Origin of the sequence: Chryseobacterium sp. 3008163 (assembly GCF_003669035.1) — a bacterium.
Taxonomy (GTDB): Bacteria; Bacteroidota; Bacteroidia; order Flavobacteriales; family Weeksellaceae; genus Chryseobacterium.
In genome coordinates this window covers 2,493,749-2,516,100 of the sequence record NZ_CP033070.1, presented here as the reverse complement: position 1 = coordinate 2,516,100, position 22,352 = coordinate 2,493,749, and the positions used below count along the sequence as shown (strand labels likewise).

The 22,352-nt window shown below is 30.7% G+C and carries 24 protein-coding genes, 3 tRNA genes and 1 pseudogene; 15 read left to right on the top strand and 13 right to left on the bottom strand.

Translation table 11 applies throughout. The features are described from left to right. Window positions 1-5 precede the first annotated feature (5 nt). The 4 genes and pseudogenes from EAG08_RS22075 to EAG08_RS11425 form a co-directional block, all read right to left on the bottom strand. Window positions 6-1,471 (bottom strand): annotated as a pseudogene (locus tag EAG08_RS22075) (DUF4135 domain-containing protein). 156 nt (window positions 1,472-1,627) lie between these two features. Continuing rightward, entirely contained in the window at window positions 1,628-1,819 is a 192-nt protein-coding gene (locus EAG08_RS11435) for a hypothetical protein (RefSeq protein ID WP_129535548.1), read from the bottom strand. A 50-nt stretch (window positions 1,820-1,869) separates the two neighbouring features. Continuing rightward, the gene (locus tag EAG08_RS11430) at window positions 1,870-2,379 is read right to left on the bottom strand and encodes a hypothetical protein (RefSeq protein WP_129535547.1); all 510 of its coding nucleotides are present in this window, start codon (window positions 2,377-2,379) and stop codon (window positions 1,870-1,872) included. Between the two features lie 227 nt (window positions 2,380-2,606). Continuing rightward, window positions 2,607-2,819 (bottom strand): helix-turn-helix domain-containing protein, encoded by a 213-nt coding sequence (locus tag EAG08_RS11425; RefSeq protein ID WP_129535546.1) that lies wholly within the window; start codon window positions 2,817-2,819, stop codon window positions 2,607-2,609. Window positions 2,820-3,131: 312 nt separating this feature from the next. Between EAG08_RS11425 and EAG08_RS11420 the strand changes: the two genes are divergently transcribed. From EAG08_RS11420 to EAG08_RS11365, 12 genes are all read left to right on the top strand, one after another. Then, window positions 3,132-4,022 carry a GLPGLI family protein gene (locus EAG08_RS11420; RefSeq protein ID WP_129535545.1) on the top strand — a complete coding sequence of 297 codons (891 nt, stop codon included), beginning with the start codon at window positions 3,132-3,134 and terminating at the stop codon, window positions 4,020-4,022. Window positions 4,023-4,063: 41 nt separating this feature from the next. Beyond that, the gene (locus EAG08_RS11415) at window positions 4,064-4,255 is read left to right on the top strand and encodes a hypothetical protein (protein WP_129535544.1); all 192 of its coding nucleotides are present in this window, start codon (window positions 4,064-4,066) and stop codon (window positions 4,253-4,255) included. Window positions 4,256-4,363: 108 nt separating this feature from the next. Next, window positions 4,364-4,546, top strand: a complete 183-nt coding sequence (locus tag EAG08_RS11410) for a hypothetical protein (RefSeq protein ID WP_129535543.1) — start codon at window positions 4,364-4,366, stop codon at window positions 4,544-4,546. A gap of 273 nt (window positions 4,547-4,819) precedes the next feature. After that, window positions 4,820-6,820, top strand: coding sequence for a hypothetical protein (locus EAG08_RS11405; RefSeq protein ID WP_129535542.1), 2,001 nt, complete (start codon window positions 4,820-4,822; stop codon window positions 6,818-6,820). Next, entirely contained in the window at window positions 6,820-8,049 is a 1,230-nt protein-coding gene (locus EAG08_RS11400; RefSeq protein WP_129535541.1) for a hypothetical protein, read from the top strand. Before EAG08_RS11405 ends, EAG08_RS11400 begins: the two co-directional genes overlap by 1 nt. Next, complete coding sequence (locus EAG08_RS11395; RefSeq protein WP_129535540.1) at window positions 8,039-9,445, top strand: radical SAM/SPASM domain-containing protein; 1,407 nt, start codon at window positions 8,039-8,041, stop codon at window positions 9,443-9,445. The genes EAG08_RS11400 and EAG08_RS11395 overlap by 11 nt, the downstream gene beginning before the upstream one ends. Window positions 9,446-9,447: 2 nt before the next feature. Further along, window positions 9,448-9,687 carry a hypothetical protein gene (locus EAG08_RS11390; RefSeq protein WP_129535539.1) on the top strand — a complete coding sequence of 80 codons (240 nt, stop codon included), beginning with the start codon at window positions 9,448-9,450 and terminating at the stop codon, window positions 9,685-9,687. Beyond that, entirely contained in the window at window positions 9,684-10,640 is a 957-nt protein-coding gene (locus tag EAG08_RS11385) for a cytochrome P450 (protein WP_129535538.1), read from the top strand. The genes EAG08_RS11390 and EAG08_RS11385 overlap by 4 nt, the downstream gene beginning before the upstream one ends. 1 nt (window position 10,641) lies before the next feature. Next, window positions 10,642-11,298: a hypothetical protein gene (locus EAG08_RS11380; protein ID WP_129535537.1), complete on the top strand. Its 657-nt coding sequence runs from the start codon at window positions 10,642-10,644 to the stop codon at window positions 11,296-11,298. Beyond that, complete coding sequence (locus EAG08_RS11375; protein ID WP_129535536.1) at window positions 11,291-11,677, top strand: hypothetical protein; 387 nt, start codon at window positions 11,291-11,293, stop codon at window positions 11,675-11,677. The genes EAG08_RS11380 and EAG08_RS11375 overlap by 8 nt, the downstream gene beginning before the upstream one ends. Window positions 11,678-11,721: 44 nt before the next feature. Beyond that, the gene (locus EAG08_RS11370; protein WP_129535535.1) at window positions 11,722-12,111 is read left to right on the top strand and encodes a hypothetical protein; all 390 of its coding nucleotides are present in this window, start codon (window positions 11,722-11,724) and stop codon (window positions 12,109-12,111) included. A gap of 57 nt (window positions 12,112-12,168) precedes the next feature. After that, window positions 12,169-13,080 (top strand): hypothetical protein, encoded by a 912-nt coding sequence (locus EAG08_RS11365; RefSeq protein ID WP_129535534.1) that lies wholly within the window; start codon window positions 12,169-12,171, stop codon window positions 13,078-13,080. Between the two features lie 368 nt (window positions 13,081-13,448). On the opposite strand, the gene EAG08_RS11360 is transcribed toward EAG08_RS11365, so the two are convergent. From EAG08_RS11360 to EAG08_RS11335, 5 genes are all read right to left on the bottom strand, one after another. After that, the gene (locus EAG08_RS11360) at window positions 13,449-13,685 is read right to left on the bottom strand and encodes a transposase (protein WP_262696834.1); all 237 of its coding nucleotides are present in this window, start codon (window positions 13,683-13,685) and stop codon (window positions 13,449-13,451) included. A gap of 1,373 nt (window positions 13,686-15,058) precedes the next feature. After that, window positions 15,059-15,832, bottom strand: coding sequence for a hypothetical protein (locus EAG08_RS11350; protein ID WP_129535533.1), 774 nt, complete (start codon window positions 15,830-15,832; stop codon window positions 15,059-15,061). A gap of 80 nt (window positions 15,833-15,912) precedes the next feature. Further along, a tRNA-Leu gene (locus EAG08_RS11345) sits at window positions 15,913-15,994 on the bottom strand. Between the two features lie 8 nt (window positions 15,995-16,002). Continuing rightward, window positions 16,003-16,075 (bottom strand) — tRNA-Gly (locus EAG08_RS11340). Window positions 16,076-16,084: 9 nt separating this feature from the next. Further along, a tRNA-Leu gene (locus EAG08_RS11335) sits at window positions 16,085-16,166 on the bottom strand. A gap of 174 nt (window positions 16,167-16,340) precedes the next feature. On the opposite strand from EAG08_RS11335, the gene EAG08_RS11330 reads away from it, so the two are divergent. The 3 genes from EAG08_RS11330 to EAG08_RS11320 are packed head-to-tail and all read left to right on the top strand — an operon-like array spanning window position 16,341 to window position 18,303. Continuing rightward, window positions 16,341-16,724, top strand: a complete 384-nt coding sequence (locus EAG08_RS11330) for a DUF3127 domain-containing protein (RefSeq protein WP_059124376.1) — start codon at window positions 16,341-16,343, stop codon at window positions 16,722-16,724. A 54-nt stretch (window positions 16,725-16,778) separates the two neighbouring features. Then, window positions 16,779-17,432, top strand: a complete 654-nt coding sequence (aat, locus tag EAG08_RS11325; RefSeq protein ID WP_129535532.1) for a leucyl/phenylalanyl-tRNA--protein transferase — start codon at window positions 16,779-16,781, stop codon at window positions 17,430-17,432. Further along, on the top strand, window positions 17,419-18,303 hold the full coding sequence (locus EAG08_RS11320) for a DMT family transporter (protein WP_129535531.1): 885 nt from the start codon (window positions 17,419-17,421) through the stop codon (window positions 18,301-18,303). Before aat ends, EAG08_RS11320 begins: the two co-directional genes overlap by 14 nt. 404 nt (window positions 18,304-18,707) lie before the next feature. Here EAG08_RS11320 and EAG08_RS11315 read toward each other — a convergent pair whose 3' ends face one another. The 4 genes from EAG08_RS11315 to glmM form a co-directional block, all read right to left on the bottom strand. Beyond that, window positions 18,708-20,090, bottom strand: coding sequence for a tetratricopeptide repeat protein (locus EAG08_RS11315; protein ID WP_129535530.1), 1,383 nt, complete (start codon window positions 20,088-20,090; stop codon window positions 18,708-18,710). Window positions 20,091-20,157: 67 nt separating this feature from the next. Further along, a complete protein-coding gene (locus tag EAG08_RS11310; RefSeq protein WP_129535529.1) occupies window positions 20,158-20,457 on the bottom strand; it encodes a type II toxin-antitoxin system RelE/ParE family toxin in 300 nt (99 codons plus the stop codon). Further along, on the bottom strand, window positions 20,441-20,665 hold the full coding sequence (locus tag EAG08_RS11305) for a DUF2683 family protein (RefSeq protein ID WP_129535528.1): 225 nt from the start codon (window positions 20,663-20,665) through the stop codon (window positions 20,441-20,443). The genes EAG08_RS11310 and EAG08_RS11305 overlap by 17 nt, the downstream gene beginning before the upstream one ends. A gap of 39 nt (window positions 20,666-20,704) precedes the next feature. Next, entirely contained in the window at window positions 20,705-22,087 is a 1,383-nt protein-coding gene (gene glmM / locus EAG08_RS11300) for a phosphoglucosamine mutase (RefSeq protein ID WP_129535527.1), read from the bottom strand. Between the last annotated feature and the right edge of the window lie 265 nt (window positions 22,088-22,352).

Genomic DNA, 22,352 nt, shown 5'->3' with positions numbered 1-22,352 from the left:
TGAATCTAATGGGCTTTTTTTAAAGAATTTTTTTCTTGAAATCCACTGCTGCTTTGCAGAGCTCTAGATCTTAAATTACTATAATAATAGGGTATATCGTTGTTAAGAATATCGGCAACTTCAGAATCTAATAAATTACTATTTTCATTAAAAGGTTTATCTAATTGTTCAATAAAAATAATCCTGTCGTTTCTATCCGTTAATAGGATTGGAGATATTGATTCATGTAAAACATGAGCATAAAGAAAAGTATTTCTAAGTAAAAATCTGATTGGAAAATTGAAGTTGTCTTTATTAAAAAATGGTGTAATCTTTTTCTTATTCTTCATTAAGAATAAATAAGATCTCTCGAACCCGGCTAATATCTCTTCAATATTATCATTGATATTATCTGGTTCATTAGATTGCAAATTATTGGGTTTTATCAATTTGCTTTTTTCACTAAATAATTTGATTTCACCATTCTCAACACGAATACTTTCTTTTAATACAGGAAACTCTTGAGGTAGATTTTCATTTATATTTAACCCTCCGAAATCTAATTGATGATCTCCAACTTTGATTTTTTTTGATAAAAGTCCGATAGACAAGACATTGTGCTCATTTGCTATGGTGTCGAAAGGGTATAAAATTGACTCACAATCTATTAGAACTAATCCTTTTTTATTATTTACAATTATGTTTTCATAGTGGAAATCAGTTCCATTCAAAAAATACAGAATGCACAGTATATGTCCTATTTCTTTATATAAGTTAGCATTTCGATTTGAATTATTGGACTGTTCTATAAATTCTGTCCAAGAATATTTTTTTCTATATAAAGTTTGTGGCAAATATATATTGGTATCACAAGATTTATTATAATAAGACAGGAAATTAGAAAAACACACTTCAACACCTAAATCTCGAGGTTTAAAAATTATTTTTTTTCTCCTTCTAATTGTAATAAAGTAGTGCTTTTATTGTTATTGTGTCTGTCACCCAATCCCATTTTGATATATTCTATTCCAGAATTTTTAAGATCAAATATCTTCTTGATTTCATTAAAATCATTAATGTAATAAGATATTATATCATTAAGATTAGTAATGAAATAATTTATATTTATAAAGACCAATCTAAAAAGTTCCGGATATTCATCTAATAAATATTTTCTGTATTTAACAGATAAAAGTTTTTTTTCAAATTTACATAAGAGCTTCGCAGTAGATTTTACAGATGTTTTTATATTTTCTTCGAAAACTTTATATTCAACAAACAACGCTCTTTCCGCAATTTCTATGATAATATCATATAGTGAGTTAAATGACAATTTTATGGACTCACTATTTACAAATCCTTCTACTACTATTATTCTTTCATGCGCTTCATCTAGCCAGTCGGTAAACAAATTTAAAAACAAAGTTTTTTCATAAGTCCCACTGGTAATAAGGTTTCTTTTTTTATTGGTAATGAGTGAATTGTATTCCATATTTTGATTAAAAATTTTCGTGGTATATTTTGCGAAAGAATTCTAGAAATAAATTTGAGATGAGTATAGGAAGAGATTCCTCTTGTCAACGGGTTAAAAAAAAGGCTATCTCAATTTATGAGTAGCCCGTTTTTGCTATTTTAAAAAGTTATTTAATTAAAAAGGCCAACAGCTTTTACCATCTTTTCTACATTCTCCACTTATTGTGTACCAATTTCCACAGTTTGAAGATATAGGACCTGCAACAATTTCTGCATCTTGTACACCCCCTTTGATTCTATTTAATAAATCTTTGTTTAACATAGGTTTTTTTAAAAATTTTTCAAATTTTGATTTTTCTGTTTTCATAATGCTATTTTAATAATTAATGTTTTTAAGAAATATAAATGGAAACAAATTTAAATTAGTTTTGTTTCATAAAATTTTAAGATGATGGCAATAATTAAAGCAATGCTAATAATTAATATATTTGTTTTGCTTTTATCATAGGTATAGAATAAGGCTGTAATTATATTTTTCAACCTCTTATTATCAAATAGTAATATTAAAATTATTAAAATCTGATAGTAAATAGCGGATGATAATGCTACCACATTATATATATAATCTTGAATAATAACGTTGATTAAGATTATAGTTAATATTAAACAACCCAAAATTCTCGTCTTATTAAATAAAAGACTTATTGCTCCTATAATTTCAAAAATGCCTACAATTATTGGATATGATTTTGAATAACCGTAAAAAACCCACATTATTTCCTGACCAGATAATTTAGTAATATTTCCAATTTTTTCAACACTCTCAAATTGAAAAGGTTTGCTTACGCCATATACAAGCATAGAACCCGATACTGTGAAAATGGCAAACCAATACAATAAGTCTTTTATGTTTGTTTTTTTAGTCATATAATCAATTCAATCTGAACTACACTATTTTTATGTTTTTTTGGTACTACTTCTTTATCTAAGTAATTATTTTTCACCTTCAGTAATCTTTCAAATCTACCTTTTTACAATATGTACACTAAATGAAGATCGTAACCATTTCTTCATTGTTTTTTCTTCACCAAACTGCGCAACTCATCAGAAGTTATTCTGGAAAATCTTCGATAATTGCCTGTTGGAATCCCAAACTAATGTATATCTTGAAATACTAGCAGTAAATCAGAAAGGGTAATAGAAAAAAATTGTGATGCTCTAAAAAGGAAAGGAACACTAGGTCTAAGCCTGCCATTTTCAATCTTGGATAGCTTACTTTGCGAAATATCTAATTCTTCTGCTAATTCTTCTTGAGAAATGTTCTTACTTTCCCTTAGTTTTTTTAATTTAAAACCAATGTTTTCCATCTTTTTGCATATTTAATAATTGTGTGGTACAGCAAATATAAAAACATTTTCTTAATATCAAAAAAAAATTTTCACACGAATATTCCAAAATGGAATTGTAAATTATAAATTTTGTTTGAAAATTTGTAACCATACAAAAATGATATAAATCACACCAGTGAGTTGGTAACGTGTACTATCATAATCGTTTAATGGCTTTTTTAAATAATGATATGGTGATATAAACATCTCTCAAAACACTTCACCACAAAATTATAATTCAATAATATAAAATATTTTAAAATAAATATGGTTTGTTCTAAAAGAAAATTTATGAATGTTTTTCTTCTTAAAATTTGTTATGCAATTTTTTTAATTCCTGTATTATATAATTCTCAAACAGCTCAGAGATTTTATTATGAATTAACTTACAGACCTGACAAAGCTCTTAGTGATAAAGAAAAAACAACAACTATCCTAGATATTAATAAAGATAAGTCGATTTATCGCGATTATACAGTGATGGCTCAGGACTCTATATTAAAATCTGAAATGGAGAAAATGCAAAAAAGCGGGGTATATACTGAAATGGAGAAAATGATAAAAATGCCAAAATTCAGCTATAGAGTTTATAAATTTTATCCAGATAATAACAATATAGCTTATGTTGATGGAATTGAAAAGAGTTTTTATGGATATAAAGAAAAAATAAATCTTCCATGGGATATTCTAAAGGACAAATCTTTTATTGAAGGTTATAATTGCCAGAAAGCAAGTTTAAAATTTGGAGGAAGAATTTGGAATGCCTGGTTTACCCAAGAGCTGCCTTTTCAAGATGGTCCATATAAGTTTGGAGGACTTCCTGGCTTAATTGTTAAAATTGAAGATTCTGAACAAGATTATGTTTGGTTGTTAAAAGGAAATAAGAAAATTGATAATTATAATGAATTTTCATTTACTGATAATTTATATTATAGAGGAAACTTTAACATCACGTATATCAGTAAAAGTAAGTTTGAAAAAACATATAACGAGTATAAAAAAGATCCTTTAGCTGCAATGAAAGGTCAGGTTAAGCCTGAAATGCTATCTCAAAAAATGCCAGGAAGTGATGTTACATATGGACAAATGTTTGAGAATCAGAATAAAGTTTTAAAAAAAATATTAGGATCAAATACTAATCCAATTGAGAAAAATCAAAATATTACTCAAAAGAAAAAATAAAGACTTATAAAAACAAATGTCTAACCTTTAAATTAAAATTTATGAATCAAAACAACCAAAAAATGAACGAAAACATGAACAATGATGTAAACATGCAAATTGAAAACATTTCAGAACAAGAAATGCTAGAACTTTTCAAAGTTGAAGAACTAGAAAATAGATTAGAAATGGCCGCAATTGCTCCAAGTCAAATTGAAGCAGCAGATGGCAACAAAGTTTGTTGGATAGGATAATCCCTGCAAACAGACAACATTAAAAATAAAGGCTTCTAAATACAATATCTAAGAAGCCTTTAGTTTTTCCTTAAGATCAGTAATGACAAATTAATTATATTAATATTTATGAGCAGTAATGAGCAAAAAATAAACGAGATCTCAAATGTTGAGAATATTTCAGATCAAGAAATGTTGGAACTTTTCAAAATTGAAGTACTGGAAAGCAGATTGGAAATGGCAGGGGTTACTACTCCTAGTTCGATTGAAGGACCAATTGGTAACGACATTTGCTGGTGGGGTGGCGAATAATTCAAAAATAAGCTTAAGCTCTAGCAGCTGAAAAATGTAAATAAGTGATTTTAAAAAGCGTATTTGAAATTAGGGTTTATCGATATATAGTGACTCTATAAACTTATAGTTTAGCCCTCAGTCAGAGGGTATTTTTTTATATACCAATAAGCGAATAATATTCTTCTGATTGGTCTTTCAAGCGTTATAAAATAACCAGCAATAATAAACTCATTTTAATGACTCACATTTTAGTAGTGTGAATTGTTGTTAATTATATTCTCAATAATAATCATGTTAAATATAACCAATAAACTTCAGATTAATCTAGATGAAAAAGATTTAAGTTCCTCAGTAAATCATATATATAATCAGATAGATAATGTAAATATTCCACTTACTCTCAAACAAATTGTCTTTCCAGAAAATTTTTTAGACCACAAGTTCTATTTTATTATGCCCAAATTTTTTAAAGATATATATGGCATAAAAAATAAAAAAGCAATAAATGATATATGTAATTCAGGTTACTTCTATTTTAGATATCTTCTTTGTCTGGATTCATTAGCAGATCAGGATACCATTATAGAAGATGAAAATTTGAAAAAACATATGTATAAGATGCAGATTTTACAGTCGCACATCTATCATGAGCAGGCATTAATTACATTGGGTTTTTACTTTGGGAAGAATCATGATTTTTGGGAAACATGGGGTAAAAGGAATAAAGACTTTTTAGAAAGTATCCAGATGGATAGTGTATACAATATATCTCTTACGATCAAGGAATATGAAACTTTATGTATTGGAAAATGCAGTTTTACAAACGTAGCGGTAGATGTTTTTGAATTTTATACTAAGAATGAAAATAAAGAAATGTATAATGATCTCATAGAGATCAATAATTATTTTTCAATAGGAAGATGTATTCAGGACGATATTGAGGATTTTAAAAAGGATTTGATTTTTCAGAAAAATAATTTGGCACATGTATTTTTAAATAATTGGTTGATATCAAAAAATCTTAATATCACTGATTATAATAATGATCAACTTGAGAAGCTTTTAATTTCATCAGGAGAATTAGAGAAATTACTTTCTTTATCAGGTGATTATTTAAAAAAAGCAATTGACCTGTGTGATAAATATGACTCGAAATTGATTAAATACAAAAAACTGTTGTCGTCAATGTTAAACACAATTGTTTTTTATAAAGTTCAAATAGAAGCATATAGAATAGATGTATTAATAAAAAACAAATTGAAAAATGTGGATAAATTAAATTCAAATAATTTACCAAATGCTATTTCCATCTCAAAAAAATATATTAATGATCTTCAATTTAAGAACGGAAGCTGGTACGAAAATTTAAATAAACAGGGATTCAGTAATTCTTGGGCAACCGGATTCATTTCTTTATTTTTAGATGATGCTGATGCTGAAAAGGATAAATCTATTGAATTCCTTAAAAAATCACATCAAAATAATTTATGGGGGTACAATACCGATTGGTCCTATGATTATGATTCAACTACTTGCTCTCTTATTAATGTGGTGAAAAATAAAAAAGATTTTCATTTAATAGAAAAATGGCAGACCGGACAGAATAATAACGGAGGATTCAGTACTTATTCAGATAATGATCCAGAATTATTAGGGAGGTTGAATTTAACAAAAAGTAATATTAAAGGCTGGGTTCAGTCACATGTATGTGTAAGTGCTTTAGCATATTATTTTGTAGTGTCAAAAAAAATAGAAGAGCATATTGATATCCAGAAATTAAGAACGTATATTTTCTCCAATACAAATAAAGACGGTATATGGGATGCTTATTGGTGGACATCTCCTATATATCCTACTTCTTTTATTATTCAGGGAATGATCATGGAAAAAGAGGCTTATGATATGATAGAAGATAAATTAAAGATATTATTTGATTTGCAAAATGACAACGGGAGCTTTAGCTGTCCGGTCAGTAAACAGGAAAGCGCTTTTTATTCAGCACTTGTTTTAGATACTGTATCTCTTGAAAGAAAATATTTTGATAAGTTTTCGGAAAAAGCTGATAAACTATGTAATTGGCTTATGGAAAATCAATTATCAAATGGATCATTTGACAACACTTACTATCAGGTAATCCCAAATCCAAATATTAAGCAATGGAAATCTAATCATAAATTCAATAAAAATATGTTTGGCGCAGGTAATAGTGTTACGGGAGAACAGTATGCCTTATTTTCTACTGGTGTAGCACTCAGAGCATTTAGGAGGTTTTCAAAATTAAAAGTTAAATAATGGAAAATGTACTTGATTTATCCAGGGTTTTAAAAATAAATGAAAATTGTACTTGGAAAAAATTTGATGAAAAAAACTATCTTATCTGCATAGATGATGGAGATAGGAATTCAAAACTATATATATCAAAAGAAGTAATAGAATTGTTAGATTTAATAGATGGTAACAATTCCTTAGAAGAAATCAAGACAATCTATAATAAAAACTCTAAGTATAAATTAACGGATGATACGATACTGAAAATATTTCAAAAAAACTTATCTGGATATGGAATATTTGAAAATGATGATGACAGCAGGATTAAAGTTAAAAACAAATATATATGGTTGAAAATGACAATCTTCAACAGGTCTATTGTTAAGAAAGTATCAAGATTTCTAACTCCGGTTTTCAGTGAAAAAATTTTTTATCCGGTATTGTTGACCTCTCTTTTCATTACCATAATCCCCTTTCTTTTTGCAGACTACTCAAATGTTTACAATGCAGTAGACGGGAATTTATTTGTCAACTTTATTATAATAAACCTGCTGACACTGGTTTTTCATGAATTCGGACATTCAGCGGCATGTGAAAAATATGGTGCCGACAGCGGTAAAATCGGATTTGGATTGTACATTATGTCCCCTGTTTTTTTTTCTGACGTGTCCGATGCATGGAGGTTACGAAGAAAAGAAAGATTAATTGTCGATTTAGGCGGGATATATTTGCAGTTAATTATAACAGCTCTGCTTAGCATTTATTTTATAATCAATAATGATGTTAAAATTTTATCCCTGATTTCTCTGATTTTAATTGGTATTCTTTTTAATCTGAATCCCTTTCTTAGATTTGATGGATATTGGGCATTAAGCGATTGCACCAATATTACGAATTTAAGAGAAAGAGCAACAAAAGCTTCTGTAAAATTCTATGCATGGTGTATCGGTCGCAACAAAAGCTTTAGCCCAACCAAAAAGGAGATTTTTTTAATACTATATGGTAATTTTTCGTTGCTTATAGTGATAAATTTTGCATTATTCATGGTAGTAAGACAGCATAATTCGATTATATATTTCCCAAAAAACCTCTATCTTTTTGTACATGAGATTATAACAAAATTCCCTTCTGATTTTAATTGGTACAAAAAGAACATTGTTACTTTGATGCCTTTCTTCGCTTTTTATATCATATTCATCATTTCTTTTTATCAGGGGTTAAAAAAATATTTAAAAAAACGTTATGCAATATAAATTATCACATTATCTAATTTTTAATGACAGCCTTATTGACAAAAATCAGGCTTTAATATATTCTACAATTACTAATAAGTTGCTGAGAGTATCAAATTTATTAGCGGGTATGTTACAAAGAAAAGAGTTCCACAAACTTCCAAATGAAACATTAGAAAAACTAATAACAGACAGAATAATTGTCAATGAAAATGAAGATGAGCTACTTACAGTAATTAATGAAAACAAACAGCATAGCAGCAAAGATTCTACTTTGTTTGAAGTTATTCAGCCCAGTGCTTGGTGCCAGCTTGGATGTTACTATTGTGGGCAGGCTCATAAAAAAGATCTTTTATCTGATCAGACAATCAATAATATAGCTAACAGAATATTTGAAAAATTAAAAAAGAACTCTAAATACAAATTTTTAGCGATTGGCTGGTTTGGCGGGGAACCACTAACAGGTATGAATACAATGAGAAAACTTAATAATCTCATTAAGCGTCATTGTGAAGATCTCAATATTGAACTAAAAAACTCGGTCATAGTTACAAATGGCATGAGTTTGAAATTTAATATCTACAAAGAGCTTGTGGAAGATTTTAAGATTAGCCAATTTGAAATTACAATTGATGGAATCGGCAGCTATCATGACGATCATAGATATTTGAAAAAAGACAAAGAAGGTTCTTTTGATTTAATTTATAAGAATATCACTAATATTTTAAATTCAGATTTTTATTCGGAGGGGTCACAAAAAATTACCATAAGATGTAATGTAGACACAAAAAATTTTGATGGCGTAGAACCACTTATCAAAAAGCTGGCAAATGATAATCTGCATAATAAAATTGAACATTTGTATTTTGCTTCAATATATTCTTGGGCACAAAACAACGCACACCAACAATCACTTTCAAAAGAAGAATTTGCTTTTTATAAATTGAAATGGGAACTGCTGAAAATTAAACACGGCTATAAAACCAATGAGATCACTAAAAGAAAACATAATACCTGTATACTTACAAGCAATGATTCTGAAATGTATGACACCTATGGAAACGTATACAGTTGTACGGAGGTATCATTTACAGATATATATAAAAATTCAAAATATTTATTAGGAAACGTTAATAAGAGCATATCCGATGAAAGAAGTTATCTGAACTGGTATGATCAGGTATGGGAAAAGAAAGATTCCCAATGTAATTCATGTAAATTATTTCCAATATGTGGTAGTGCATGCCCAAAATCGTGGATGGAAGGCAATCCGCCATGTCCTACAACTAGGTATAACATAAAAGAAGAAATACAATTGCAGGAAATTAAAATGCATAGCAAAACCAAATCCGAATTAGTTGAGCTTCTTGATTCTTTTGAACAGAGTTTAGCAATTGAAAACATGAAGTATAGTTAAAAATGGAAAACAGTTTACTGAAAAGCTTTTTAGGAGATATCCCTAATTTATTTAATAAAAAGAACCCTTACAAAGATTACAAAAAATTAAGAGAAAAAACACCTTTATATAGAATTTCTCCTATGAGATGGATGATTATGAAGTATGAAGATGCCGTTTCTTTAATGCAAAATCCTTCTGTTTCACATTGGGGACAAGATACTGAAACACAAAATGCATTATTTGGAAACAAAAAAGTATGATTTCCAAAACAATGTATGCTTATGCTCCGGAAATAGACAGTCCTTACCGAAAAAACGTATTACATGGTCTGGCTGCAAGAAACTTGAAGTTCGAAAAAGACGAAATGAAAGCTTCAGCTGAAAAATTTCTAAAAGAATGCCTCGAAAAAGGGAAATTTGATTTTATAAATGATTTCGCACATCAATACACGTTCGAAACAATAAGCAGAATCATCGGGATTCCTGAAGAAGATATTGCAGAATTAACGGAGGTCGTTTCTAAACTAAACAAAGGATATTTAAAACTTATCAATAATCTGGAAACTTCCGATCCGGCTGAGCAAGATTTTATTCTATTTCTAAGAAAATTTATTCAGAAAAAAGAAAACTCTCTTGGCAAAGATTTGGCAAGTGCTTTAATCGAATCTTGTAAAGTGACTGACGAAAATAGTGATTTCGCATTATGTTTATTGATATTTCTTTTTTATGCGGGACATGATAATATGATGAATTTTTTAGGCAATGGTTTTCTATCTTTATATAACAATCCACATGTTTTCAACGAATTAAAAGGGAAGCCTCATTTTATACAAAATGCAATTGACGAGCTATTGAGGTATGACAGTCCAGTTCAGTTTTTTACGATGTATACAAAAAATGACATTGTTATAAGAGATACAAAGATTTCCGCAGGTTGTCAACTTCTTGTCTGTGCCGGTTCTGCTAATAGAGATCCAGATAAATTTCAAAATCCGGATGAGATAAAAATTGATAGAAGCCCTCAACATTTAAGTTATGGTTTTGGAGCTTACAGATGTATTGGAGCAAGATTGGCACAATTGCAGTCTGCAACCGCTTTTGAAGTTCTTATTCAAAATTTAAATATAGAGGATCTAAAAATTTCAAACCCGATTTGGAAAAATGAACAATACATACAAAGAGGTCCAAAAAAAATAATAGTAAATACCAAATAATATGGAATTTAAACTATCAAAATATATAATTCTGAGCGACATTTTCAAAGAAGAAGATGACAACAAAAAAGCATATAGAATTCTATTTTCCAGCAGAAAAAAAATGGGAATCAAAGTTCATGCAGGATTAGTCGAAATCCTGAACAGACAGCTATTTGATAAGCTTCCAGACAATATTTTTTCGATGTTAATGCATTACGAAATCATAATTCCCGAGAAAGAAAACGAAGAACATTATCTTTTAGACGTAAGAAGATTATTAATTAATCATGACAACGGCTCATCTCACTCGGAGCAGACTTCACCGCACAATGACAGTAAATTGAATGATTTTTTAAAGAAAGAAAATTCAAAATTATTAAATCTTATTGATGACGGTATTACGTATGATTTTTTAGAAGAAGATTACAATACTTCATTAATTTTAATTCAAGAAGACGAAATCGATTTTATCCCGATTGATGATAGTGAAACTTATAAAAACTATGACTTTTACAAGGATAAAATTGAAAAATTTTCTTCTGGAACTACTTTCCTTTTACCGTTACATCAATACAAAACGTTGGGAAAGATCACAAAAGAAAACCTTGATCTTATTATTGAAAATTTCAAGTTAATGCTTCTATTAAAATATAAAATCAATACAAAACATGCTTAACCATAAGGACCGCCTTCAATGGCATAAAAATTCTCTTATCGAGAGAAGTGGATATGTTCTTTTTTACATGAATTCTTTGCGTGACCATTTACCTGTTGAGGATAGACAAACGCTTTACATGATCGCTAAATATTTTACCGACGCCGTAGAATTTGCAAGAACCAATATTCCTGCAGCAGAATATTTCTTTGAAATTGGCGAACGCTATCAGTGCGAAATTCCGGAAGACAAGGTTTTACTGAAGAAATTGATTTTTAATTCTTACGACAGAGCAAAATCTTATTATTTTTTAAAATTAATCAATATGATAAAGCTTTTGAAAGGATACATCATACTCTTGAAATTAATAAAAACCTCAACGAAAAGTTTCCGATTTTAGTTTTTGACAGTATTTCTCATTATCAAAACCTACTAAAGGTCTTAATGTTTCAGGATAAAAAAGAAGAAGCAAATACCATAATTTTTGAATTAGTAAGGTTTTTACTCACCGGAAATACAGAATTAAAACCATTACAAAACTCATTCCATATTATCAGTGAAGATGTATTTATCGATTTTAAGCAGTTTTTCCTGAACGAATTTATATTCAATTATATGTTTTTAAATTCAGACTTTGATATTGCATTAAATAACCTTTTCAGTATCTATAAAAATCAAAAAGAACTTATAAACAACGAACCAATATCCGGTTTTCTGAATGTTTATCTTAATGATGATAGTAACGAAGAAAATTACCACATTTTTAAGGAAAAGTATGCCAATTACTTTAACGGAACTCCATTAAAAATTCTTCAGGAAAAATATGTAGCATAATTTTTTCCTTACTCAAAAGTTATGATGATATGCAGTAATTATTAAACATTGAAGACCATGAAAAGATACGCTATACTTTTTGCTCCTGCAGTGCTTTCACATGACATGAAAGATTATAAATTATTATACTCTTATAATGATTTTGTAAGAAAAAGAATTGGTGAAGTCTCATTATTAACAGGAATTCCTGTAAAAATATTATTAAAAGATCAGGAAAACAACACTGATTTTTCACACTTTCAGATCATTAAATTCTGTTTATTTGCCGGAATGTTGGGAATTGCAGAACACATCTGTTCATTAGAAAAAGCATCTCCTGTTATTAGTGGCGGAATAAGTTTAGGAGACCTTAATGCCGTTTGTTTATCACAGGCAATCGGGTTTGAAGATTCTATTAATATATTAAAATTAAGAGAAGAAGCAGAAGGTGATACGGAAGCTGTAGCTCTAACTTATGTTGATATAGACGAAGATTACGAATATTTTACCCGATTTGAAGATATGGGTATTGCCGTGAACTTTGGTACGATAGATTCTGGCAAGAGAAGAATGTTGATGTTATCCGGACATAGAAGGGTACTAGAAACTATAGGAAAACAAGGTCCTGCAGATATTAATATTATGCCTAAAGAAATGTGCAGAGCAGCGCTTCATTCTGGGTTCAGAAACCATGTCGCTGATGAAACGAATGATTATCTACAAAATATTACAGTAAACGATCCTATGTTTCCGATAGCAAGTGCAGTAAGAAATATTGATATTATTACAAAAAAACAGACAATAATTGAGAATATTGTAATCGGAGAAACAACGACATTGCAGTTAGATCAATTAATCGGACAGATTGAGTCTATGAATGTTGATGAAATTTATTGTGTTGGTCCGTTTTTGAGAGATTTAAATATTAATTTTAAATCAAATGCAGTTATTGAATATTTTGATAAAAAGAATTTAATTCATTTAATATAATCACCAATGAGCTCATTAACTATCATTTCCATTCTATTGCTAACATACAAACTTGACTAACCAAAATGTCAAAAGTTTTTAAAATCAACAGTTTGCAACACCACTCTACATCAAAGATATTAGATTTTAGTTTCATTTATGGTTTTGGTAATAGATCATTTTTTTCACAAACAAAAAATGATCTTAAGATATTTTTCGAATTTACGATTACTATAGGCATAAGATCTTTAATTATTAAAGAAATTTGTTAGAAAAACGGTAGTATTTTGAAATTTCTAAGATGTAAACTTTGAAATCATATTTTTTTAGTTAACATTCTCAAAATCTCATATCAATAAAATACCCCGAGGCTAGCCTCGAGGTATTGGTTAATCCCATAGCTTGAGTTGTTCGCCGTGGATTTTTTTATATTCTATCTCTTTCCCTTGGTTTCCAATATATTTCCGAATAACATCTTTATTTCCATATTGACCAACTGTATTAGCATAGTACCCGCTTATCCACAAATTGCCTCCCCATAAAATCCTTTTTATCTCTGGATGTGCTTTAAATAATTCTCGTGCACTCAAACTTTTTATCAGGCTTACTAATTTTGAAACCGAGATACTTAGAACATTTTGAACTAAAAAATGAACGTGGTCACACTCATAACCAATTTATACAAATTGAATCTCAAAGCGTTCGGAAATCCCAACGCATATTAGTCTTAGGCTCTCTCCTATTTCTTTCGTTTATACAGATGATTTAGCTTTAAGATTCAACATCATTAATAATATTTGGAATTCTAATAATTTTTCCCAGTTTATAAAAAAATTAATAAAAACATAAAAATATTAACTGTTCAGTTTTACAATAGTCCGAGAAATTTTGATCTAAATTATTTTCCCCAAAACATAATAAATAATTTTCCCACTGGAAGAATAAAAATAAAAGACACATCAAGAAATAGTGATATTAATACTGAATATATTTCAACGGAAAATACTAGCAAAGATATAGTTATTGATTATGATTATGAAAAAAGATATGGAGTATATTCTACAGTCTATATACAAGCGGTATTAAACAACAACGTTCTTAGAACTCTTTATTACTATAATTTTGAATTTGGTGGTATCGCAAAATATTTCAATTTAAAAATGATAAATGGATAATATCATCCGAATTTGACTACAAGAATGCATTAAACAATAAATAAAAAAATACAGCTTTGTATTAGCAATAGGCGGGCTGAACCGCTTCGTATCAACGGAAGTGCAAAATTTAACTTCTTTTCTTCAATTAAACTTCAGTGCTAAAAATTCCGCCCAACGCTAATACGCGGCACTTTAGATCTAGAAAAAACTAAGTATCAAAAACCATGAAAACCATATTTTCATTCATATTATTTTTCGCATTTCTGTTTTGTTCTTCGCAGGAGATTACTAATAAAGAAGCTTTTGCAAAATGCAGAAAAGAATTTAGCAAAAAGACTTGTCATCGTTTTTACTTATATGAATGTCCAAAAGTATTGGGTATTGCAAAGATTAATGGAACATACTGATGATGATGGTGTTATTGATAAAAGATGATGCTTGCGTAGATGTAGTTGGTCCATCAGAAAATAACGCCAGATACGGATGGCGATAGTGTTTTAAATAAAGATGACGCTTGCCCAAATGTTGCAGGAATTCCTGAAAAGCAGGGGCGTCCAGAGAAAGACTGTGAAAAAATTGCAAATACAAGACAGTCTTGATTTTATTAATTTTAAAATTATTAATAAAGAAATAAATATCAAATATTTAGCCTTAGGAAAGTTAATAATTTAAAAAATAAAAAAGTTGAATTTATCTATATACATTCTCCTCAACGTGCTTATTGTTACTATCTTCCAAATTCATATAAACAACTTTGTAGTAGTAACTTGAGCAGTAATATCAATCTTTTTTTAACATTGAAAATATTCACAAAATCTTTTTTTGAAGAAATAAGTAAAAAATCAGAAAGACCGATAATGATTACATTGCTTAACAACAACTTCAACACCCTTAGAAAACAAGACTGCCCCACAAGTATTTATATAAAAAATACCATCAGATTTTGAAATAAATTCTTTAACATGAAACAAACCATATCCTCTGCCCTCAGACTTAGCACTCTTAAATCCTTCTTGTAAAGACCTTTCTAAAATCTCCTCTTTTGATAAATCTTTAACTCTACTATCATTCTCAAATGATTTTAAAAAACCATCTCCATTATCTATTATAATTAGCTTAATATACTTCTTTTTTTTAAAAGTTCGTGCAAAAATAACGCCACCAGCTTTTGAATTTGAATGCATATCAACATTGCCTAAAATCTCTCCCAAACAATAATCAATACATGTTAAGATTCTATTGTCTAACTTCAAATTTTGCTTAACTTTTGTTGTGACATCATACATGTTAGAAGAAGTAAATTCAGTAATCTCTATAAGGTTAGAGGTGTTAGTTTTTGTAAACTTTTCATCATAATCTACTCCAATATTCTTAAAAAAATTAATTCTTGCTAGATAATCACTTGCCTCACATTCCATTGAATTCTCAAATTCAAATTCAATATTCTTAGACTTTAAATAGTTAATATATGAATTGATTAGTGCAAAAACTTCACCATTTATAAATTCACACTTGTAATTCAAGATGATTTTTTTTTTGACCAAACTGTAATCAAGCAAAGAAATAATGTTATCAAACTTAGTACTACTAGTTATATCAAACTGAATTGTTTTCACAAGAAAAAGTTTTTTGTTACTGTTATGTGACTGATTAAAACAAAAAAGACTGCTAATCAATGATTAACAGTCTTTTTGTGTACCCCAGACGGGACTTGAACCCGTACATCCGAAGATACAGGATTTTAAGTCCTGCGTGTCTACCAATTCCACCACCAGGGCGTGATGAGAGCGAAAAACGGGACTCGAACCCGCGACCCCAACCTTGGCAAGGTTGTGCTCTACCAGCTGAGCTATTTTCGCAATTTGTAGTGCGGATGAAGGGACTCGAACCCCCACGCCTCACGGCACCAGATCCTAAGTCTGGCGTGGCTACCAATTACACCACATCCGCATTATTATTGAGTTATTTTAAAGATCTTCTTTCGTTTTTGTGAGTGCAAATATAGGGCAATAATTTTTATTTGCAAGAGTTTTCACAAAAAATTTTATTTTTTTTACAAAGTTTCTTTCCGTGTTGTTTTATTACATTTCAATTTACTACTTTTACAAAGTTAATATTTACGATATGGAATTACAAGGAACGGTAAAGAAAATCACTGATGTTCAAACATTTGCGAGTGGTTTCCAAAAGAGAGAAATGGTTATTCTTACACAAGAACAATACCCACAGCCAATAAACATCGAGTTTTTACAAGATAAGATAAATTTATTGGATGTTTTGAAAGAAGGAGAAAATGTGAAGGTAGGAATCAACATCAGAGGTAGAGAATGGGTTTCGCCACAAGGAGAAACTAAATACTTCAACTCGATTACAGGATGGAGAGTAGAAAAAGTGATGGATGGCGGTACAGGTTCTGAGCCAACCCAAGCATCTTCTCAACAATCTGCTTCGCCAGTTTCTAACGAAAATCCTTTTGCCGGAGACGACGATGACGATTTACCTTTTTAATTAAAGCATACTATCAAATACAATCCCGCTTTTTAAGTGGGATTTTTTTCACCTATGATTCGATTAGACCCAAAAGAAATTTCGTTTCCCAACCCGCAGATTTATGACGGTCACGAGGGCATTATTGCTTTCGGGGGCGACTTGTCTATGGAAAGAATTTGGTTTGCGTATCAGAATGGTATCTTCCCGTGGTTTAATCCTGATGAAGAAATTCTATGGTGGTGTCCCGATCCGAGATTTGTTTTATTTCCGAATGAACTGAAGGTTTCGAAATCGATGAGGAAAATTTTGAGGAATAACTTATTCACATTTACAGAAAATCAGAATTTCAGAGAGGTAATCAAAAACTGTCAGCAGGTCAGTCGAAAAGGACAAGACGGAACTTGGCTTTCGGATGAGCTGATGGAATCTTTTATGAAACTTCATGAGTATGGTTTTGCAAGAAGCATTGAAGTTTGGCAAAATGACCAATTGGTCGGTGGATTTTATGGTTTGCAGGTCGGAAAAGTATTCTGCGGAGAAAGTATGTTTGCCAAAGTAAGCAATGCTTCAAAAGCCGGATTTATTCATTTCGTAGAAGCTCATAAAAATGATCTCGCTTTAATCGACTGTCAATCTCACACAGAGCATCTTGAAAGTTTAGGCGCAACCATGATTTCTAAAAAAGAATTTCTAAAAACATTACACGAAAACAATGAACGCAGATAAAGAAAAATGGATTCTTCTGATTACCCTCACTATCATTTGGGGCTCATCATTTATTTTAATTAAAAAATCTTTAGACCATTTTACGCCTTATCAGGTCGGAGCGTTGAGAGTTTTAATAGCCGGAATCATTCTGATGCCGATCGCCATATCAAAATATAAACTATTCCCAAAAAAACATTTGAAATGGCTGATTTTAGCGGCATTTACAGGAAATTTTATCCCGATGTTCTTATTTCCTATTGCTGAAACTGAGATCAGCAGCAGTATTGCTGGAATTATCAATTCGATGATGCCTATTTTTGTCATTATTGTAGGAACATTATTCTGGAAATTTGAAACAACCAAAAGACAGATGACCGGAATTTTCATCAGTTTCACCGGAGTTTGTCTGCTTGCTTTCGGGGGCGGAGATGATTCTACATTTAAAATATTCCCTATTCTGCTTTTACTTTTGGCAACACTATGTTATGCAATCAGCACAACGACTGTAAAATCTAAGCTGATGGAAGTTTCATCGACGGTTTTGTCTGCATTTGTATTCTCTTTTATTTTATTCTTGCCATCACTTATTGCCTTAATATCAACAGGTTTTGTCTCAACATTTACTTTTTCAAAAGAAAATATGATGGGGTTGATGTTTGTGAGTTTACTTTCCGTTTTCGGAACCGGACTGGCCATGATGATGAATTATCGTTTATTAAAAGTTTCCACTCCGCTTTTTGCATCGACGGTTACTTTGCTGATGCCGATTGTTGCAATCATTTGGGGGATTTTGGATGGCGAAAAACTGACGATTTTACAATTTGCGGGAGCAAGTGTCATTATTGCAGGTTTAATCTTTTTAAGGGCTAAAACTGTTGTTCAAAAATAAATGCTGGATTATTTATTTAGATGATTAAATGCATTGTTTTAAACGCAAAGTTCGCTAAGATTTTTTTTAACTATTAACTGCTTTTAAGTTCGCAAAGGCGTTCCACTTAGCAGAGACCACAAAGTTTCTTGATTACATTAGCTAGATTGATAACTGTTGTTCAAAAATAAATCCCGCATTGCTGCAGGATTATTTTATTTGAATTGATTAAAACGTTTATTGATGACTACTTTGCAGCCCGACTTGAGTGGAAATCCTTTTTGTTTTTTTCTAGAAAAACAAAAAGATTGGGAACGGAAGGCGGAAAAGCTGCCATAAAAAATAATATTAAACCGCTTTCGACGAATGCCAAAGTCAAATTACTGCCCAAAATAAAACTCTTATTTTAAGCTCTTATATTTCTTCTATTCACTCTTTTTCTTCACTTTCGCTTTAGCCTTTTTCACCTCATCTTTGATATACGGATATTTTTTCTGCATATCTGTAATCAATGAAGGATCAAGCTCTAATGCTTTTTCTAAAGTTTCGGCGCCTTTGGTTGTATTTTTTAGATTAAAATAACAATTACTCAGCTGATAATAGAGTTCTGCACGGTTGTGATGTTCCAAAGCTGAAATCAAAACAGTTACCGCTTCGTCATATTCACCCACCAACATCAAAACTTCAGTGTAGGCATACCAATTGTAAAATCTTGACGGTTCTGCATCTACCAATTTTTTCAGACAAGAAAGACTTTCTTCAAACTTTCCTGAATCGATAAATAAAAATGCGAGTCTTTTCTGATACTCAAGGTTTCCGTCATTCAGCAAAGTCGCTTCTCTTGCAAAGTGCAATGCTTCCGGCATTCCGCCCATCTCTTCGTAAAGATAAGACTGCTCCATCATTGCCATATAAAACTGAGGATCTTCTCTCAATGATTTCTGGAAATAATTCAAAGCTATGGTCGGCTGTTTTAAAGCCTTGTAACACAATCCGATTTTATAAAATGTAAAAGCTTTTGTGTATTCCAGCTCAAGCATTTCTTCATATACTTCAATGGCTTTTTTGTGTTGATTTAAAGCTTCATAACAGGCTGCTTTACTTGCGTAAACTCCAACAGCGCTGGAGTTGATTGCCAGCATATAGTCGAAACCTTTGATGGCTTCTTCGTAATTTTTTCTGTTGAAATAGTACTGTCCGTACTCGCTCCACGCTACTTCTGAGTAGGCAAAATTATCAAGATAGTCATTCAGGAAAGCAATAGCTTCCTCGCTCTTATTAAGATCACTGAAGCAGATCATTGCGTTTTCCAACGAATATTCATCCGTAGGGTCGTCTTTCAATGCCTGCTGATAATGTTTAAGAGCGTTAAAAGGATCTCCTAAATTCACATATTCATCTGCAATAAAATTATTCAGGAAGTTTTCTTCTTCATTTAATTCTAAAGCTTTTTTACAGATTTCAATAGATTTTCTAGGGTTTCCTAAATTCGAATAATACTTTGCGTAGCATACCAAAAAGTCTGTATTCTCCATAGAAGAACCTTTTAACTCGTCGATCATTTCCTTCGCCGTATTATAATCTTCCCATTCTAAGAGCACTTCAAGTTTTTTGATCTTGATATCCAAAGAATTGGGATGAAGTTTGAGACCGTAAGTTACTGCCATATCGGCATAATTAAAATCTCCCAACTCCAGATAATAAACAATAATATCATCTAATTCTTCTGTATCGAAGTAGAATTCATCATTATTTTCCATCATTTCCTCGAACTTTTTTACAAGTTCATTTCCAAAATATTCTTCCAATATAGTATCTCAGCGTTATTTTCAAAGTTCAAAATTTCTTTGTAAACTTCGAAAAAACTTTTTTTAATTAAATTTTCCTATTGCTAGGATTTTGTCGATTTGAAAAAAATGAAATAATTTCAATCTTTTCATTTTCTATTTTATAGTATAAAGTATTAAACTTTGCTATAACCACTTTACGAATATCTAATTTTTCTGTTCTTGAAAAAATCAGAGGATTTTCTGAAATTATATCTAAATTTCTTTCAATCTCAACCGACAACCTTCTCAATTCCTTATTTGTAAAATTCTGCTCTAGATATTCAATTGTTTCTTCTAACTCTTTTAGTGATTGATCAGACCAAACGATTTCATAACCACTTTTCATAAAGCTTTTTTACTTCCGAATGGGCAACTACTCTACCTTCTTCAATATCTTCTAATCCCAATTCTATTGATTTCTTTTCAGCATCTGAAAGTTCATCATACCAATCTTCATCTGGAATTTCTTCTACAAAATCAATTTCAACTGCCCTTAAAATCGCTTTTATTTTGGCAAGTTCTTTTTTGTTTTTAGGATTAATGGTAATTGTCATTGTGCTATTTTTCTATACTAAATATACAAAAATTCTGAATTAAATCAAACTTCTGATTTTAGCTATCATATCATCGCCTAATTTGTCGGCTTCTTCCTGTGAGAAAGCCTCTGTATAAATTCTGATAATCGGTTCTGTATTTGATTTTCTCAAGTGAACCCAACTGTTTTCAAAATCGATTTTTACTCCGTCTACCGTAGAAACCTCTTCATTTTGATATTCTTTTTCCATTTTAGTTAAAAGATCATCAACATTAATATCCGGAGTTAATTCAATTTTCTTTTTCCCCATGAAATAACTTGGGTAGCCGGCTCTCAATTCGGAAACCGTTTTGTTTTCTTTAGCTAAATGCGTCAAAAACAAAGCAACACCCACCAAAGAATCTCTTCCGTAATGAAGCTCAGGATAGATAATTCCACCGTTTCCTTCGCCACCGATCACGGCATTTTTTTCTTTCATTAAATTCACCACATTCACTTCTCCCACTGCGCTTGCAAAGTATTCTGAGTTGTGCGTTCTGGCAACATCTCTCAATGCACGACTTGACGAAAGATTTGAAATGGCAACTCCGTTTTTATTTTTCAACAAATAATCAGCAACGGCTACTAATGTATATTCTTCACCGAACATTTCTCCGTTTTCGTCTACCAAAGCCAATCTGTCAACATCTGGATCTACTACAACACCAAAATCAGCTTTTTCTTTAATCACCAATTCGCAAATGTCTCCTAAATGCTCTTTCAAAGGTTCAGGATTGTGCGGAAACTGTCCGTTGGGTTCGCAGTATAATTTTACCGTTTCACAACCCAATTTATCTAAAAGCATAGGAATTGCAATTCCGCCTGTAGAATTTACAGCATCTAAAACGATTTTATATTTTTTAGCTTTAATGGCTTCTACATCCACCATCTGCAAATCAAGAATCTGCTGAATATGAATATCAAAAGCATCATCTCTTGTTTCGTATTTTCCTAAGTCGTCAACCTCAGCATAATTGAAATCTTCATTTTCTGCCAACGCTAAAACTTCCGCACCATTTTCGCCGTTGATAAATTCTCCTTTTTCATTTAATAATTTCAGTGCATTCCATTGTTTTGGATTGTGAGAAGCCGTTAAAATAATTCCACCGTCAGCATTCAATTCAGGAACCATAATCTCAACCGTTGGAGTTGTAGAAAGTCCAAGATCAACGACATTAATTCCCAATCCCTGCAAAGTTGCAGTTACTAAAGAATTAACCATTGAACCAGAAATTCTGGCATCACGGCCAATCACTAAGGTTAAATCTTTTTTATTTTTATTGTTCTGAAGCCAGGTTCCGAATGCAGATGCAAATTTCACGACATCAAGTGGCGTCAAGTTATCATTTACTTTTCCACCAATCGTTCCTCTGATTCCAGAGATACTTTTTATTAATGACATACTATTAAAAATGTTTTTGCAAAAATACGAATAAAACAAAGATTGAATAATGAAATATGCTTAACGTTAGTAAGTTGTTCTTCTCTATAGAATCATCTTTTAACTGTCAAAGCGCTAAGAACACCCACAATCCTTATCGCAACCTGATCTTTTAGAATCAAATTTCTTGGGTGCAAAGTTTTTCCTGATATATCTGAATAGAGAATAACAAGCAAAAAGCACCACAAGAGCGATGATAATATATTGAAAAATTAAAGAAAAATCC